Source organism: Mesorhizobium sp. P2_E10 (genome assembly GCF_056404235.1).
On the sequence record NZ_JBFUEK010000005.1, the window covers coordinates 361,542 to 378,464 of the forward strand.

Genomic DNA, 16,923 nt, shown 5'->3' on the forward strand with positions numbered 1-16,923 from the left:
CAGCGATCCCTTGACAATGGGTATGGTACGACCGTACAACAATGGTACATATGTACTAATAGCCGGAAAATCCGATGCCTGCCACCGCGTCAAACGGGACCGTAAAGGGCCATGTCGAGCCCGGCTTCGAAGCCGTTGCGGAGGAGTTTGAGAGGAATTTCATCGAGCGAGGCGACGTTGGCGCCGCATTCGCCGCGGTGCATTCGGGTCGAACTGTTGTCGACATTTGGGGCGGCAACGCGGCGCCGGGCCGACTATGGCAGCAGGACACCCTGCAAGTTGTCTTTTCAGGCACCAAGGGCCTGTTGGCGGGGTGCATGTTGATTCTGATCGAGCGCGGTCTGGTGGATCTTGACGCACCGGTCACAAAATACTGGCCCGAATTTGCACAGGCCGGCAAAGAACGCATTCTCGTTCGCCATGTTGTTTCCCATCGCAGTGGGGTTCCCGGTGTCGTAGCTCCATTGTCGATCGATGACGTGCCGGACTACGAGAAAATTGAAGGCCTGCTTGCAACGCAGCCTATCGCAAACGATCCCGATGCCTTCGCTTGCTACAATGGACTGACGATCGGATGGCTGTGCGGGGCCATTATCCGTCGTGTGGATGGCCGGACGCTCGGGCAGTTTTTTGCCGACGAGATCGCTCGGCCTCTGAATCTGGAGGCATGGATCGGGCTGCCACACGATCTCGAATCGCGCGTGGGAGAGATCGAAGTCGAGGACGCGATAGGCTGGGTCGACGCAGATCCGGAAAATCCAACAAGTCGATCCATCTGGAGCAATCCTCCGCTGCTCACCACCCATACCGCTGCGTGGAACACGAGGGCATTTCACGCCGGTCAGATTGGCGGGGCAGGCTGTGTCGCGGCAGCTCGTTCCATGGCTCGTTACTACGGCTGTCTCAGCCAGGGTGGCGAGATCGATGGTGTGCGCATTCTCAAGTCCGAGACATTGGATCAGGGTTTGATCGAGCGTTCGCGCTTCACGGATCCCTATTTCTCCGAGCCGTTGGCCTTTGCCACGGTCTTTGCGCTTCAGACGCAAAAGATGCGTTTCGGTCCAGCCCACGATGCGTTCGGGCATTCGGGAGCCGGCGGCTCCATTCATGCCGCCTGGCCGTCACGAAAAACAGGGCTGTCCTACACGATGAACCAGATGAGGAACGATCCGGACGATCGTCGCTCGCGCTTCGTTCTGGAGAAGCTCTTCCAAGCAGTAAACCTGCAATAGGCAATGTTGAACAAGCAAAAAGGGGAGATTCAAATGCCGGAAGAATTCGAAGCTATGGCAAGGGCCACGGTCCGGGGCAAACTGAGCCGGAGGGAATTTCTTGGACGCGCGGCGATATTGGGGGTCACCGCCACGGTGGCCCAAAATCTGCTCGTTGGTGCTGTGCGCGCCGCCGGCCCGACCAAGGGGGGCACGTTGAAGGCGGGCATGGTCGGCGGCGAATCGACAGACAGCCTCGACCCCGCGACCTGGGCGAGCCAGGTGCCTCTGACATTCGGACGGACCTGGGGCGAAACTCTGGTTGATGTCAGTCCCGACGGTTCGATCGCAATGAAACTTGCGGATCAAGTGAGCTCGTCGAAAGATGCCAAGACCTGGACGTTCAGAATCAGAAAGGACGTATCCTTTCACGACGGCAAGAAACTCATGCCCGCCGACGTAGTCGCGACGCTTGAGCGACATTCCGATGCGAAGTCAAAATCCGGCGCCCTTGGTTTGATGCGCGGGATCGACACGATCAAAGCCGATGGCGACAGCGTTGTAATCGGTTTGAAGGATGGCGACGCCGATCTGCCCTATATCTTGTCGGGCTATCATCTGGCGATCCAGCCAAATGGCGGCAAGGACGATCCCGCGGCAGGAATAGGAACCGGGCCGTACAAGATTTCGACCAACCAGCCCGGTGTGCGCCATGCCGGAGAGAAGTTTTCTGGATACTGGAATGGCGATATAGGCCATGCCAGCGAGGTCGAGATCATTGTGATCAACGACACGACAGCGCGGACCGCCGCGCTCCAGGGCGGTCAGGTCAATATGATCAATCGTGTCGAGCCGAAGATCGTCGATCTGATCAAGCGGGTACCCGGCGTGACGATCCGCACGGTTGCGGGAAGGGGACACTACCTGTTCGTCGCTCACTGCGACACCGCGCCCTTCGACAACAATGACCTCAGGCTGGCGCTCAAATACGCGGTTGACCGCGACGAAATGGTCAAGAAAATTCTGAACGGCTACGGCAGCGTCGGCAATGATAGCCCGATAAACGCGACGTATCCGCTCTACACGCCCGTCGAGCAGAGGTCATATGACCCGGACAAAGCCGCCTTCCACTATAAGAAATCCGGACACAGCGGATCAATCCTTCTGCGAACCTCCGAAGTCGCGTTTCCCGGCGCGGTCGATGCGGCGCAGCTTTATCAGCAGAGCGCTTCCAGGGCGGGCATCAAGCTGGATATCAAGCGCGAACCTGGAGACGGCTACTGGTCGGAGGTGGGGAACAAACAGCCATTTTGCGCTTCTTAAGGGCGACCAACGCAGGATCTCATGTACACAACGGGATATTATTCCAAGGCCGATTGGAATGAGACCCGATTCTTCCGCGACGATTTTGACAAGATGCTCAGTCAGGCCCGCTCGGAGCTGGACACTGAAAAGCGCAAGAAACTATACGCCGACATGGGATCCATTGTGAGGAACGATGGCGGGGCTGTCGTTCCCATGTTCAACGATTACATCAACGCAACGGGTCCAAATGTAGAGGGCTGGGTCGACGATCCAAACTACGAAATGTCTGGCGGTTCAGCCTTGATACGCTGCTGGATGAACTCCTAGAGCATGATCCCGAAAGTGGGGAACCGGTTTTCGGAAAAAATCATGCTCAAACAAGAAGATAGAGCCCCATCCCGATTCCATCGGGATGGAACAGGCTCTCGTCGAGAACAGCGCATAGTCGCGAACAGCATAGCCTGCCGAATCCAGTCTGAAGTCCCAGCGGCCAATGAGCCGGCTGCTGGGGCATCAGCTTGATGACGGCTCGTCGAATTTCGCATTGTAGGACTGGGCAAGCCATGAGTCATGCGCCGCAATCGGAAGAAGCCACCAGAGTCGCTTTGGCCGCCTGCTATCGGCTGGCTGCCCATTTTCAGATGACGGATCTGATCTACACCCACATCACAGCCAGGGTTCCAGGCACCCAAGGTCAGTTTCTCATAAATCCCTATGGCCTGCGGTGGGAGGAAATTACGGCGTCGTCTCTGGTCAAGATCGATACAGATGGCCAGAAAATCGAAAATACGCCTGCCTCCGTCAATCCCGCAGGGTTTACGATTCACAGTGCTGTTCACACTGCTCGCGCCGATGCGCATTGGGTTATGCATACGCATACGAAAGCGGGGGTAGCGGTTTCGTGCCTTGCGGAAGGCTTGCTTCCGCTCAATCAGATCGCGCTGCAATTCTTCGAACGCCTAGCCTACCACGACTTTGAGGGCATAGCCCTGGATCATGCGGAACGCAGTCGCATCGTCGCCGACTTTGGCAACCATCCCGCACTTGTCTTGCGCAACCACGGCCTTCTCACGGTCGGCCGTACTGCTGCTGAAATGTTCAACACCATGTTCTACCTGAACCGAGCCTGCGAGATCCAGGTTGCGACGCTGTCGATGGGGCGGGATATCGTAGCGATCCCGGGATCGATCGCGCAGAGAGTGGTCTCGCAAAACGATCAAATGTCGCTCGATGATGGTGGGCTCGAGTTGGAGTGGGCAGCACATTTGCGCATGCTCGATTCGATTGATCCGACATTTCGGACCTGAGAAGTCTAAAAGGCGTTGGAAGCCGGTCCGGTGAGCGCTGCGCCGCCTGTTCCCGATATCTTGCGCTTGCGGACCGGGTGCACTTGGCCGAAATCAATCGCTTGACATTAATTAAATCAAGATGATTGATTTATTTTTAGGATCACAGTTCGCAAAGACTCGTCTAGCTGGTCATCATGATAGTCAAGAAAGCCATCGCCGGCACCAATCTCGAACAGGCCAAGTCGCACAACCGCCGCGTGGTGATCGAAGCGATCAGAACCAACGGCGCCTTGTCGCGTGCGGCCATCGCGCGACTGACGGCGCTGAGTTCCCAGACCATTTCCAACATCGTCGAGGAGCTCGAAAAGGAAGAGCTGCTGCGCCCGGAAGCGACACAGAAAGGGGCTCGCGGCCAACCGGCCGTCCCCTATTCGATCAATCCCGATGGCGGCTATTCGATCGGCCTGCAACTCGACCATCAGCTGGCGGTCGGTGTCATCACCGATCTCTCCGGCACGGTTCGGGCCCGTTTCGAACGGCCGGTCGACCGGCCGACGCCAGCGCAGGCGATGCCACTGCTGGCTGCGATCGCCGATGATTTGATGCGGACGTTTCGTTTCGACCGCAGCCGCCTGCTTGGCATCGGCATGGCGATGCCGGGCCCGTTCGACGTCGAGGGCATGACCTCGGTCGGGCCGACGGCACTGCCTGGCTGGCAGGATTTTCCCGTCGCCGAAGAACTCGAACGGCTGACCGGCATTCCGGTAACGGTGGAGAACGACGCCACCGCAGCCGCCATCGGCGAACGACTCTACGGCGTTGCCCGCAACCTCAGCAGCTTCGTCTATCTGTTCATCGGCACCGGGCTCGGCGCCGGCCTGTTTCTTGACGGCCATCTCTACAAGGGCACCCGCCACAACGCCGGCGAGATCGGCCATATGATCGTCAATCCCGGCGGCCTCGAATGCGGCTGCGGCAAGCGCGGCTGCCTTGAACGCTACGTCTCGTTGCGCGCCGCCTATGAATGTCTGGAGATCCCCGATCCCGATCATGCCTCGCCGGAACTGCTCGAGGCTTTGCTGGCAAGCGGCGACAGCCGCATGGAACCATGGATCGCACAAGCCACCGCGCCGCTGCGCCAGGCGATCAATGTGCTGGAACTGGCGCTCGATCCTGAAACCGTCGTCCTCGGCGGCTTCATGCCGCTGGCCGTCATCGAGCTTCTGGCGAGCCGACTCGACCCCTTGTATCTCTCGGTCAGCTCGACCAGCACCCGCACGGTACCAAGGGTGCTGGTTGGCGCCGCCGGCAAGGACACCTCGGTTCTGGGCGCGGCCGCGCTGCCGATTTTTTCGGAGACCAACCCGCAATTCGACGTGCTGCAGAAACCGTTCGGATAAGATCCTATGGCGGTTCGATCGATTGTAAGATTTCCCAATCCGCTTCTGCGTGCCATCGCCGATCCGGTGGAGCTGTTCGACAACGACTTGTCCAAGCTGGCGGGCGATCTCATCGACACCATGCACGCGGCACCTGGTATAGGTATCACCGGCCCGCATATCGGCATTTTGAAACGCCTGGTCGTGATCCAGCTGCCTTCTGCCGCAAAGCCGGGAATCTATGTCAATCCATCTGTCATCCAGGCCTCGCCTGAAATGATCCGCCACGCGGAAGGCAGCGTTTCGATGCCCGGTGTCACCGAAGAGGTCGAGCGACACGCACGCATACGGGTTCGCTATCAGGATCTCGACGGCAACGAGCGGTTCGAGGATGCCGATGGTCTGCTGGCTGTCTGCCACCAACATGAGATCGATCAACTCGACGGTATCTTCTGGACGCACAGGCTGTCGCGCCTGAAGCGCGACCGTCTGACCAAACGCTACGACAAACTCATGCGGATGTCCTGAACGGAAGTCTGGCGCTAGGATAGCCCGTAGAGCACCGGCATCAGCCCTGCGAGCGCGCTGAACCGTTCCCACGACTTTCGCTCCGGCACCGTCCAACCGGTCTCGGCAAGGGCCGACAGCCGGGGAAAGACCAGCCGGTCGAAGACGGCGCGGTCGGTCATCGGTTCCGACCAGATGCAGCATTGCACGCCGAGGAAATGTTTTTTCTGCGCAGCGCTCCAGCCTGCCACCGGATCGAAGCCGTAAAGCTTCTCGGGCGATGACCAGCCGGCCCAGGCAGCGCCGGGCTCCGACCATTCCTGGCTGTTGGCCATGTCGAGGTAATAGACCTGTCCCGGATTGACGACGATGTCATAGCCTTCGCCGGCCAGTGCCGCCGAAACCTCGACGTTGCGCCAACCATTGAGGTAGCACTTCGTCTTGTCGATGACGTTGCCGTGCGCGGCTTCTTCCCAGCCGCCGGTGATGCACCCGCGGGAGGCAAGGAAGGTTTGTATCCTTTTGAGGAACTGGGCTTGCAGCAGGGCAGCGCCCGAGCCGTCGATCTCGTCGGCGCCATGCGTGTTGGTGACCACGCCGAGCCGCTTGGCATGCGACTGCGCCAGCGCCTCGCCGCCGAGTTCGGCAAGCCGTTTTAGCGCCTGCGGCGAGCCCGACCATGCACCGATCGGCACCTCGTCGGCGCCGACATGGATCGCCTTGAACGGGAACAGCTCGATCATCTCGTCGAAGATCGTTTCGAGCACGCGGTAGGTTTCCTCGCGTGCCGGGTTGAGGCAGTTGTTGAGAAATCCCTGTACGGAAAAATACTGGCCGTGTTCGCCGGGATCGCGCAGCTCGGGCAGCGCCTCGAGCATGGCGTAACAGTGGCCGGGCACGTCGATCTCCGGCACCACTTCGATGCCGAACCGGCCGGCCAGCGCGACGATCTCGCGGATCGCAGCCTTGGTGTAGTAGCCGCCGGTCTTGCCCGCACCTGAGCCAAGCAGCGACGGGATCGGCAGGCCGTGGCCGCGCCAGGCGCCGATGCTGGTCAGTTGCGGATAGGCTGATATCTCGACCCGCCAGGCTTCGTCGTCGGACAGATGCCAATGGAAGCGGTTGAGCTTGTTCCAGGCAAAGATGGCGAGGAATTGCTCGATCTCGGCCGAGGCGTAGAACTGGCGCGCCGTATCGAGATGGCAGCCGCGCCAGCCGAGCGACGGGTCATCTTGGATTTGTCCCTGCGCCGGGAAGACAAAGGTAGCGGGATGTTTTCTGGCGCCGCGCAGGATCTGGCCGAGCGTGATCAGCCCGTAGAGAAACCCCGTGCGCGTGGACGCCGAAATCGTCGCGGCACCGTCCGCAAAATCGATCGCATAGGCTTCCGGCCCGAAGCTGTCCTTGCGGGACAGATTGACCGGGAAGCCGCCTTCTGCCACAGGCCGCACAAGGCCTTCGACAGGGAACAGCCTGGCGCTGAGTTCGGCAAAGGCGGCCACCGCGGCCTTGGTCTCTTCGCCTTCTGGCCTCGGGTCGACGCCGGCTGGCGCGGGCTGAGCGCCGGACACGTCGACCTGGCGCGGCCAGGGGATCACTGAGATGGGGACTGGCGCGACAGTCGGCACCGGATAGGGCTCGACGCCGCGCTTCAGCGGCGCGTTGTCGCCTTTGGCCTTCGTCGGCTCGACGGAGATGCGCTGGACGCTGCCATCGGCCAGCACGAGATAGGCCCCGGTGGCGCCATCCGTCCAGTGACGCAGCGGGTAGCTGAGGCCGCGCGCCGTCAATGTCCAGGCCGCACCGGGTTCAAGCACGAAGCCGGCAGGTGGCGCAAACTCGGCATGGTTCGACACACGATTGACCAGTGTGGCGCCTTCCACTGCGGCGGCGGGGTCGATCCGCGCCGGGCCGCTGATGCAAAGCCGGAAATCCTGCAGAGGCCGAATTGAGGCGTTGATGAGTTTTAGCGAATAGGCCAGCGCCTGGTTGTCGGATGCGGGCGTCCAAAAACTCTCCAGCCGCAGGGCAAGTGTCTCGGTCATGGCAATCTCATGTGTAAGCGTGAAAAGATCAGTCGACCGGCTTCAGCAGGCCGGCATAGATGCCGGGTTCCGAATTGGGGATTTGTGTCGCGCCGACGGTGCGTTCGTAGAATTCCGACGGGCCGACATCGCCAATGATGGCGTAGGCGTAGCCCATGGTCTTGAGATCGAGCAGCGAAGCCAGCAGCAGCGCGTGCCCGATGCCCTGGCCACGCACCGCCTCGTCGACGCCGGTCGGGCCGAAAAAGCCGCGGGCGATCGATTCATGGCAGGCAAAGCCGACCAGTTTTTCCCCCCGGGTAGCCAAAAAACAGGTCGGCGGCTGGCGCATCATGGAAACGGCCGTCTCGCTTGACCAGCCGGCACTGAATTTTTGCCGCACCCAGCCGGTGACCAGTTCGAGTTCCGGCGCCAGCGCCCGGCGGATGGTGACGCCGGCATTGCGGACGCGCGCGTCGAGTTCCGGATTGGCGGCGAGGAGCGAGAGATTGACAAGATAGTCCATGAAAACCTTCTGGCGTGAATCTCAGGAAACAGCACCCAGGGCGCGGACGAAATGGTTCGGCCCAACCTGGTCGACCACGGTCGAGGTTGGCCGGCTCAAGCGGCGCACCTCCTCGGCGTGGCCGAGAAAACGGGCGCTGTCGCCGGCAATGAAAGGCCGGTCGGGGTCCGGCACGGCGGAAAGCAGCAGCCGCGTATAGGGATGGCGGGCATCGCCGATCACAGCGCGCGTGTCGCCCCACTCAACCATCTGTCCCGCAAACATCACGATCACCTCTTCGGCGACATGGGCCGCGGTGGCGATATCGTGGGTGATGTAGAGCAGCGCCAGCTGCCGCTCGCGCTTGATGCGTGCCAGGAGATCGAGGATGCCGAGGCGGATCGAGACATCGAGCATCGAGGTCGGCTCATCGGCAACCAGCACCTCCGGCTGAACGGCGAGCGCGCGTGCGATGTTGACGCGCTGGCGCTGGCCGCCCGAAAGTTCGTGCGGAAACTTGTGCGCCGTCAGCGCCGGCTCCAGCCCGACCCAGTCAAGCAGGTCGGCGACGCCTTTCACTTGCTCGGCCCTGCTTTTGGCATGGCCATGCAGCGCCAGCGGCCGGGCGAGATGATGCTGCACCGAAAACACCGGATTGAGCGAGGCGAATGGATCCTGGAACACCATCTGCACGGCACGGCGATAGGCCTTTTCGCCGGCCGCCGTGCCTGTTCGCGTCACGCTGTGGCCGCGGAAGAACATGTCGCCACCGGTCGGGGCATCCATGCGCGCGATGATGCGGGCGCATGTGGTCTTGCCGCAGCCGGACTCGCCAACCAGTGCCAGCGCATGGCCGCCCCGCAGCGACAGCGAGATCCCGCGCAGTGCCTGCACGAGACCGAAGCTGCGCTGGATGCCATCCAGCCTGATGATCGGCTCGGCCTCGATCGTGGCAATTGGGGTCGTCGGCACGGCGTTCATATGCCGCTTCCTTTGCCAGGCCTGGCAGTTGCGGGATCGCGCCCCAGAGTTTTCGTGTGTAGTCATGCATCGGAGCGCGGCTGACCTGTCTGACATCGCCGACCTCGACCAGTTCGCCCTTCAGCATCACCCCGATGCGGTGGCAGAGTTGCGCCATCAGGTGCAGATCGTGGGTGATGAACAGCACCGAGAACCCGTAACCACGCTGCAGGTCGATGACCTGCTCGAGGATTTCGCGCTGCACGACGACGTCGAGCGCCGTCGTCGGCTCGTCCATGATGATCAACTCCGGCTTCAGCGCCAGACAGATGGCGATGACGATGCGCTGGCGCATGCCGCCCGAGAACTGATGCGGATAGTCGCCAAGACGGCTGGCCGGAATGCCGACCAGCTTGAACATCTCTTCTGCCCGCGCCCGCGATTTTTCGCGCGACGAGCCGGTATGACGGCGCAGTACATCGTGGAACTGTGCCTCGACCCGCATCAGCGGATTGAGCGAATTCATCGCGCTCTGGAACACCATGCCGATGCGCCGCCAGCGCACCTCTTGCAGCCGGCTTTCAGGCAGTTTCAAAAGGTCCTCACCATCGAGCAGGATTTCGCCGCCCGCCACCCAGGCCGGCGCCTTGGCGAGGCGTGTGATGGCGTAGGCGATCGTGCTCTTGCCGCAGCCGGATTCACCGGCCAGCCCGAACAGTTCGCCGCGGCCGATGTCGAAGGATACGTTCTTGACCGCGCGAAAAGCCCCCTTGTCGAGCAGATAGTCGACGCTGAGGTCGCGGATTTGCAGCAGCGCCTCGCTCACCGTGCCGCCTCCAGCTCACGCTTACGCAGACGGTTGAGGCGCAGCCAGCGGCTGAGCGCCGGGCCGGAGCGCAGCTGCGGGTTGGCGATCTCGTCGAAGGTGAAGTTCAAGAGCGCCAGGCCCAGCCCGACCAGCGCGATGCCGGCGGCCGGCGCGCTGATGTCCCACCACGCACCGACGATGATGGCCGACGAATTCTGCGCATTGTAGAGCATCGTCCCCCAAGTGACGTTGAGCGGATCGCCGAAGCCGAGATATTCGAGCGTCGTCTGCGCCACGATGGCGTAGATGATCGAGCCGACGATGTTGATGCCGATCAACGGCACCAGATTGGGCAGGATCTCCACAAAAATGATACGCCAGGCGGGCTCGCCGACCATACGCGCGGCGGTCACGAACTCGCGGTTCCGGAGTGCCAGCGTCTGCGACCGCGTCATGCGCGCGCCCCAGGGCCATGAGGTCAGCGCAATGATCATCATGATGGCGACAGGCCCGACCGTGCCGGCAAAAGAAGCAAGCAGGATCAAGAGCGGAATGTTGGGGATCACCAGCACCGCGTTGGTGACCAGATCGAGCGTGGCGTCGGTGCGGCCGCCGAAGTAGCCGGCGACAAGTCCGATGATGGTGCCGAGCGCGGTGATGAATAGGCCGGTGGCGAACCCGACGGCCAGCGACGGGCGCGCGCCCCAGACGAATTGCGCATAGACGTCGCGGCCCATCTTCGTGGTGCCGAAATAGTGCTCGACGGTCGGCGGCTGATGCGAGCGCCCGACGCGCTCACCGGGATCGGTCGGCGCAAGGATCGGCGCGAACAACGCCATCAGGCAGAGCGCGGCGACGATGATCAGGCCGGCGACGGCCTTCTTCTGCCGCCATAAAAGGCGCCAACCAAAATTCATGCCCGCTCCTCCCGAATGCGTGGATCGACGAACCCGTAAAGGAGATCGACCAGAAGATTGGCGCCGAGCGTCGCCATCGTCATCAAAAGCAACTGGCCCTGGATGACCGGATAGTCGCGTGCGACGCTGGCGGTAAACAGCGTCAGCCCGAGGCCGGGATAGTTGAAGACGATCTCGGTCACGATCGAGCCGCCGAACACGGCGCCAAGCATCAGCGCCAGATTGGTCAGCACCGGCAGCATGGCGTTGCGCAACGCGTAGGAAAACATCACCATCGTCTCGCCGAGCCCCTTCGCGCGGCCCATGGTGACGTAGTCCTCGCCAAGCACCGATATCATCGAGGAGCGCGTCGTCGTCTGGAACTCGCCGATCAGATAGGGCGACAGCGTCAGCACCGGCATGATCGCGTGCCAGAAGACGCTGCCGAAAAAGGTGAAGTTCAATCCCGGGTCGAGGTCGGGATTGTAGGCATAGCCCACCGGGAACCAGCGCAGCGTCACGCCAAAGGTGAACAAGGTCGCCAGTCCGATGATGACCGGAGGGATCGCGATCAGCACGACAGAAAACGGCGAGACGAACGCATCGAAGCGTCCGCCCCGCCGCCAGGCTGCCACTGCGCCGAGGGAGACTCCAACGCAGAGGGAAAAGATGATCGCCGTGGTAACCAGGAAGGCGGTCCAGCCGGCGGAGCGAGCCAGAACCTGGGTGACGGTCTGCGGGTAGTATTTCACCGACACGCCGAGATCGAACCTGGCGAGGCCGGTGATGTAATCGACGAACTGCCCCAGCATCGGCTGTTCGACGGCGCCGAAGCGGGCCTTGATCGCTTCGATCGCCGCCGGTGTCGCGCGCGGCCCGAGTTGCGCGATCATGCCGTCGACCGGACTTCCCGGCATCAGCCGGGGGACAGTGAAATTCATGACGATGGCGAACAGGAAAGCGACGAAATAGACCCCGAGTCGTCGAAGAGGAATCCGCATTCACCTGTCCTTATGCTCGGTTTGCCTTCTCTTCCTGTGGAAGAAGGCGACGGATGGAAGGGGGACGACGGCTGCTTCGTCCAGCACCGTCGTCCGACCTCGCGGCGTCTGTCCCTGCTGCTCGCCAAAAGGCGGGGCTGGGACGCCCCCTCCCCTCAGGGAAAAAGGGCGCTTGCCCCAGACTATTGCACGGGCTTCAGGCGCAGCAAATGCATCAGCCGCAGGCGGTTGTTGTCGTGGTTTTCAGGGTTCATCACCGGCTCGTCCTTGGTCACCCAGCCGGTGAAGCGCTTGGTCGAATACTGGTACCAGGTCGGTCCGTTGAACACCGGCACCACCGGAAAGTTGTCGGCGATGAGGACTTGCACCTGATCGAACAGTTTTTTGCGCTCGTCGTCGGTGGTCGCCTTGCGGTAGGCGTCGAAGACCTTGTCCAGTTCCGGATTGGAATAGCGCGACGGTGCGCTGGTGATACGGCCGGCAAAGGCCGTCGACAGCGACTGGTAGTAGCCGCGGAACGGTGTCGGCCCGTCGGCGCGCGAGTTCATGACCGCATCGAACGAACCGTCGAGAATCTGCTTTTGCCATTGCTCATATTCCGGCGTCGCCACCGAGGCATTGATGCCGGCCTTGCGCAGGCCTTCGGTGGCGATCTGAACGGCGTCGATCCAGTCGGTCCAGCCATTGGGAACGATGATCGAGAACGCGATCGGCTCGCCCTTCGGCGTGGTGCGCATGCCGTCGGCGCCCTTCTTGTAGCCGGCGTCGTCAAGCACCTTGTTGGCCTTGTCGACGTCGTAGGTCATCCAGACGTCCTTGTCGCCTTCGGCTGCCTTGTTGCGCCAGGCGTCGAAACGCGGCGGCAGACCGCTGGCGTGCAGATTGACCACCGGATAGCCGAAGCCGGCAATATCGACCATCGCCGTGCGATCCATGACCAGGCTGAAGGCATGACGGAAATTGATGTCGTTGAAGGCTTCGGCCAGCGCCGGCTTGGCGGTCTTGAAATTCATCTGGAAAGCGATGGTTTCCGCCGGCGGCTGCCAGTAGCCATTGTGCTCCTTGTCGAGCGCGACATAGGTCTTGTCGATCTCGGGCAGGAACGAGCCGATCCAGTCCATCGACCCCTCCGGCAACAGCGCCAGCATCTGGTCGTTGCCGGCGATCTGCGGCAGCTTCAGGCAGTCGACATGCAGCGAGGCGGCATCCCAGTAGTTGGGATTGCGGCACTGTTCATAGACCTGCGGGGTGAAGCGGCGGATCTCCGTCATCGGACCCGATCCCACAGGCTTCTCGTTCTTGAAGGCGAGCGGATCGGCGACATCCTTCCAGATGTGCTCCGGCACTACGGGGAAATCGGCCATCGATTCCGGAAAATGCGTGTCGATGTCCTTCAGCGTGATCTTGACTTCGGTCGGCGACGGCGCTTCGACCGAGGCGACGCTGCTGCCGACACCGACAGTGTCGACCGCCGGGTTCTTCAGCATCAGATCGAGGGTGAATTTCATGTCGGCCGAGGTCAGCGGCTGGCCGTCGGACCATTTGACGCCGTCGCGCAGCGTGTAGGTGATCGATTTCAAATCGTCGGAGAATTTGTAACCCGTCGCCAGCCGGTAGATCGGCTTGCCGCTGTCATAGTCGTTGAAGATGACCAGCGGCTCGTAGACGAAATCCATGGTGCTCTGACGGCGGCCGCCGAGATCGAACGGGTTGAAATTCTGCACCCAGCTCGTCTGCTCCTCGATGTGCATGGCGAGCACCGATTCGGCGGATGCCGATCGCACGACGAAGGGAAAAATCGTGGCGATGGTCGCGGCGACGAGCGCCGTGCCGATCAACAGCCGCCGGCGTGAAATCGCCGTCGACAGGTCTTGCTGGTAACGCAGATTCGGGTCTGGCAGCTTGGCGGTCATGCTTCATTTCCCCTTGGTTGATTGCCGTTCCGCCTCTTCGGGCGAATAAGATAAATCAATTTGATTTAATCCTAAGTGGGAAACGGTGCCGACGTCAACGGCTCTGTTCAGGAATGCGCGTTGAGGTACCCCAGAACCGCTGGTAGCCCAGGGCTGGCATACATGCCGGTGGTACGAACTTGCGTTGGGTTGAGGCCCTGCGGATCGCCTCTTATCTCCTCTTGATAGATTGCGTTCGTCATCTATATAGGTATAGATTGCGAACGAACTCTAAATGGAGACTGACGATGCGTGTGAGTCGTAGTCAGGCCGCGGAAAACCGCGAAACCGTAATCAACGTCGCAAGCCGCCTTTTTCGGGACCGCGGCTTTGACGGCATCGGCCTCAAGGATCTGATGAAGGGTGCCGGGCTGACCCAAGGCGCCTTTTACAAGCAATTCGCGTCAAAGGAGGATCTGGCTGCGCAGGCGTCCAGGCGGGCGATGGAGAGCGCCACCCACCGATGGTCGGACGCAACTGCGGCGAACCCCGAGGATCCGCTGGGCGCGGTGATCGGATTCTACCTCAGTATGGGCCATCGCGGAGAAAAGATGGACGGCTGCCCGGTCGTTGCGCTCGGCTCGGATGCTGCCAGGCAGGGCGCCGAGGTGAAGGCGTCATTCGAAGCCGGGATCAAGGATTACCTTGAGATGCTCGGTAGCTGGGTTGGCGAGGCCAGCGGCGAGGAGACTGGCGGCAAGGCCATGGCCATTCTCTCCACAATGGTCGGCGCGGTGCTCCTCTCGCGGGTCGTCAACGATCCCGACCTTGCGCAAGCTTTTCTGGATGCTGCGACCAATCAGGTTCGCGAAGCAGTCGCCGCTTGAGCGGTGCCGGTAGCGCTGTCGGTGCACCCAAGTGATAGGAGAAAAGATGCGACGGATTGTTGTTACAGGCATGGGAGCGGTCACGCCGCTTGCTGCCAATGTCGAAGCGTCCTGGTCGCGCCTATTGGCCGGTCGGTCGGGCATCCGTAGGCTTCCGGACGATGTGGTGGGAGACCTGCCGGCGAAGATTGGCGGCGTGGTTCCCTCCGCAGATGAAGATCCGGACGCCAGTTTCGATCCCGATGTCATCCTGTCTGCGAAGGATCAGCGCAAGGTAGACCGGTTCATTGTCTTTGCGCTGGCTGCGGCGGAAGAGGCGCTTGCGCAGGCGAAATGGAAGCCTGCCTTGGAAACGGATCGCCTGCGTACAGCAACGATCATCGCTTCAGGGATCGGCGGGTTTCCCGCCATCACCGAGGCGGTGCGCACGGTCGACCTGCGTGGCGTCCGCCGCCTGTCGCCCTTTACGGTGCCGTCCTTCCTCGTGAATCTCGCGGCAGGCCACATCTCGATCCGGCATGGCTTCAAAGGCCCATTGGGCGCACCGGTGACGGCGTGCGCTGCCGGCATCCAGGCGATCGGCGACGCGGCACGTCTTATCCGCGCCAATGAAGCCGATATTGCCGTATGCGGTGGCACGGAAGCATGCATAAATATCGTCAGCCTCGGTGGGTTTGCCGCGGCACGCTCTCTTTCGACCTCTTTTAATCACCGTCCTGATGAGGCCTCCCGACCGTTCGACAAGTCGCGCGACGGCTTCGTCATGGGCGAAGGAGCCGGCGTGCTGGTCATCGAGGAGTTGAGCCACGCGCTGGCGCGCGGCGCAAAACCGCTTGCCGAGCTCGTCGGCTACGGGACGACCGCGGATGCTCATCACGTCACTTCCGGTCCCGAGGACGGCGGCGGTGCGCGCCAAGCCATGGAGATCGCCATTGCGCAAGCAGGGATTTCGCCGCGCGAGGTTCGTCATCTCAATGCGCATGCGACCTCCACGCCAGTCGGCGACCTGGGTGAGATTGAAGCGATCAAGAGCGTATTCGGGCGCGATTTCGCGATAGCCGTCAGTGCAACGAAGTCGGCGACCGGGCACCTGCTCGGAGCGGCCGGCGGGCTTGGTGCCATCTTCGCGATCCTGGCGCTCAGGGATCAGGTCGCCCCGCCGACCCTTAACCTGAGCGGTCCCGATCCGGCCGGCGACGGCATCGACTTCGTCGCAAACGAGCCCCGGCCAATGGAGATGGAGTACGCGATCTCCAATGGCTTCGGCTTTGGCGGTGTGAATGCCAGCGCCTTGTTCAGGCGCTTGAACCACCCCGTGGCCTGACGCGAGCGCCAGAGGCAGTCAGGACTGACGCCCTTTGCTCCGACCTTTCATGCTTCTCCCACTCCGATCCAACGCAAAGAAAGAAATGATTTCGATGAATAAGACCAATCCTGGCGTCGCCCTCGTCACGGGGGCATCCTCCGGCATCGGGCGCGCGACGGCCAAAACCCTATTGAACGCAGGCTTTCGCGTGTTCGGAACCAGCCGTCGTACGGCCTCCAAACAATCCGACGGCGTTACCATGCTGACCTGCGACGTGACCGACGACGCGTCCGTTGCGAAAATGGTCGATGACGTTCTGGCCAAGGCCGGACGCATCGACCTGCTGGTCAACAATGCCGGCATGGGTCTGTTTGGCGGCGCGGAGGAGTCCTCGACCGCCCAGGCCCAGGCGCTATTCGACGTGAACGTCTTCGGCGTTTTGCGCGTGACCAACGCGGTGTTGCCGGCAATGCGACGCCAAGGGACGGGCAGAATCGTCAATTTGAGTTCGGTACAGGGGTTCATCCCCGCTCCCTATTTCGCGCTTTACTCGTCGACCAAACATGCCATCGAGGGTTATTCCGAGTCGCTCGATCACGAATTGCGCCCGTTCGGCATTCGCGTTTCGTTGGTGGAGCCCGCCTATACTCGTACGTCATTCGAGGACAATCTTGCCGCCCCCGATCAGTTGCTTGATATTTATGACTCAGCGCGCGCTGGCATAACTGTAGCCGTGCGGAAAGCGATGGAAACAGGCGATGCGCCCGAAGTGGTAGCTGAGACCATTTTGGCGGCTGCGACCGATTCCGCGCCCAAGAGGCGCTATGCGGCGGGCAAAATGGCGCGCCGGGTCAGTTTCTTGCGCCGTTTCGTCCCCGCGTCCGCATTCGACAAAAGCCTGCGAAAGCAGCTCGGGCTGCCGGTCTGACGGTTTGGGCTGCGGCGCTCTCCCG

The 16,923-nt window shown here is 61.6% G+C and carries 13 protein-coding genes and 2 pseudogenes; 8 read left to right on the plus strand and 7 right to left on the minus strand.

All coding sequences use genetic code 11. The annotated features are described in order from the left end of the window. Window positions 1–74 precede the first annotated feature (74 nt). The 5 genes and pseudogenes from AC1D0N_RS16550 to AC1D0N_RS16570 all read left to right on the plus strand — a co-directional run bounded on the left by AC1D0N_RS16550 (window position 75) and on the right by AC1D0N_RS16570 (window position 5,712). Window positions 75–1,232, plus strand: a complete 1,158-nt coding sequence (locus AC1D0N_RS16550; RefSeq protein ID WP_477245655.1) for a serine hydrolase domain-containing protein — start codon at window positions 75–77, stop codon at window positions 1,230–1,232. 33 nt (window positions 1,233–1,265) lie between these two features. Further along, window positions 1,266–2,843, plus strand: a pseudogene (locus AC1D0N_RS16555) (ABC transporter substrate-binding protein). Window positions 2,844–3,079: 236 nt separating this feature from the next. Next, window positions 3,080–3,823: a class II aldolase/adducin family protein gene (locus tag AC1D0N_RS16560; RefSeq protein WP_477245657.1), complete on the plus strand. Its 744-nt coding sequence runs from the start codon at window positions 3,080–3,082 to the stop codon at window positions 3,821–3,823. A 176-nt stretch (window positions 3,824–3,999) separates the two neighbouring features. Continuing rightward, window positions 4,000–5,205 (plus strand): ROK family protein, encoded by a 1,206-nt coding sequence (locus AC1D0N_RS16565; RefSeq protein WP_477245659.1) that lies wholly within the window; start codon window positions 4,000–4,002, stop codon window positions 5,203–5,205. Between the two features lie 6 nt (window positions 5,206–5,211). Beyond that, window positions 5,212–5,712 (plus strand): peptide deformylase, encoded by a 501-nt coding sequence (locus AC1D0N_RS16570; RefSeq protein ID WP_477245661.1) that lies wholly within the window; start codon window positions 5,212–5,214, stop codon window positions 5,710–5,712. Between the two features lie 14 nt (window positions 5,713–5,726). Here AC1D0N_RS16570 and AC1D0N_RS16575 read toward each other — a convergent pair whose 3' ends face one another. The 7 genes and pseudogenes from AC1D0N_RS16575 to AC1D0N_RS16605 form a co-directional block, all read right to left on the minus strand. Next, entirely contained in the window at window positions 5,727–7,736 is a 2,010-nt protein-coding gene (locus AC1D0N_RS16575) for a beta-N-acetylhexosaminidase (RefSeq protein ID WP_477245663.1), read from the minus strand. Window positions 7,737–7,764: 28 nt separating this feature from the next. Further along, window positions 7,765–8,241, minus strand: a complete 477-nt coding sequence (locus AC1D0N_RS16580; protein ID WP_477245665.1) for a GNAT family N-acetyltransferase — start codon at window positions 8,239–8,241, stop codon at window positions 7,765–7,767. A gap of 21 nt (window positions 8,242–8,262) precedes the next feature. Continuing rightward, entirely contained in the window at window positions 8,263–9,201 is a 939-nt protein-coding gene (locus AC1D0N_RS16585; RefSeq protein WP_477245667.1) for an ABC transporter ATP-binding protein, read from the minus strand. A gap of 22 nt (window positions 9,202–9,223) precedes the next feature. After that, window positions 9,224–10,006, minus strand: a pseudogene (locus tag AC1D0N_RS16590) (ABC transporter ATP-binding protein); the annotation flags it as partial. Then, window positions 10,003–10,905 (minus strand): ABC transporter permease, encoded by a 903-nt coding sequence (locus tag AC1D0N_RS16595; RefSeq protein ID WP_477245669.1) that lies wholly within the window; start codon window positions 10,903–10,905, stop codon window positions 10,003–10,005. The pseudogene AC1D0N_RS16590 and the gene AC1D0N_RS16595, both read right to left, overlap by 4 nt. Beyond that, window positions 10,902–11,885 (minus strand): ABC transporter permease, encoded by a 984-nt coding sequence (locus AC1D0N_RS16600; RefSeq protein WP_477245671.1) that lies wholly within the window; start codon window positions 11,883–11,885, stop codon window positions 10,902–10,904. The genes AC1D0N_RS16595 and AC1D0N_RS16600 overlap by 4 nt, the downstream gene beginning before the upstream one ends. A gap of 182 nt (window positions 11,886–12,067) precedes the next feature. Next, entirely contained in the window at window positions 12,068–13,636 is a 1,569-nt protein-coding gene (locus AC1D0N_RS16605) for an ABC transporter substrate-binding protein (protein ID WP_477245909.1), read from the minus strand. Between the two features lie 449 nt (window positions 13,637–14,085). Here AC1D0N_RS16605 and AC1D0N_RS16610 point away from each other — a divergent pair, with 449 nt between their 5' ends. From AC1D0N_RS16610 to AC1D0N_RS16620, 3 genes are all read left to right on the plus strand, one after another. After that, window positions 14,086–14,664 carry a TetR/AcrR family transcriptional regulator gene (locus tag AC1D0N_RS16610; RefSeq protein WP_477245910.1) on the plus strand — a complete coding sequence of 193 codons (579 nt, stop codon included), beginning with the start codon at window positions 14,086–14,088 and terminating at the stop codon, window positions 14,662–14,664. A gap of 46 nt (window positions 14,665–14,710) precedes the next feature. Next, window positions 14,711–15,988, plus strand: coding sequence for a beta-ketoacyl-ACP synthase II (gene fabF / locus AC1D0N_RS16615; RefSeq protein ID WP_477245673.1), 1,278 nt, complete (start codon window positions 14,711–14,713; stop codon window positions 15,986–15,988). A 94-nt stretch (window positions 15,989–16,082) separates the two neighbouring features. Further along, on the plus strand, window positions 16,083–16,898 hold the full coding sequence (locus AC1D0N_RS16620) for an oxidoreductase (RefSeq protein ID WP_477245675.1): 816 nt from the start codon (window positions 16,083–16,085) through the stop codon (window positions 16,896–16,898). The last annotated feature ends 25 nt before the right edge of the window (window positions 16,899–16,923 follow it).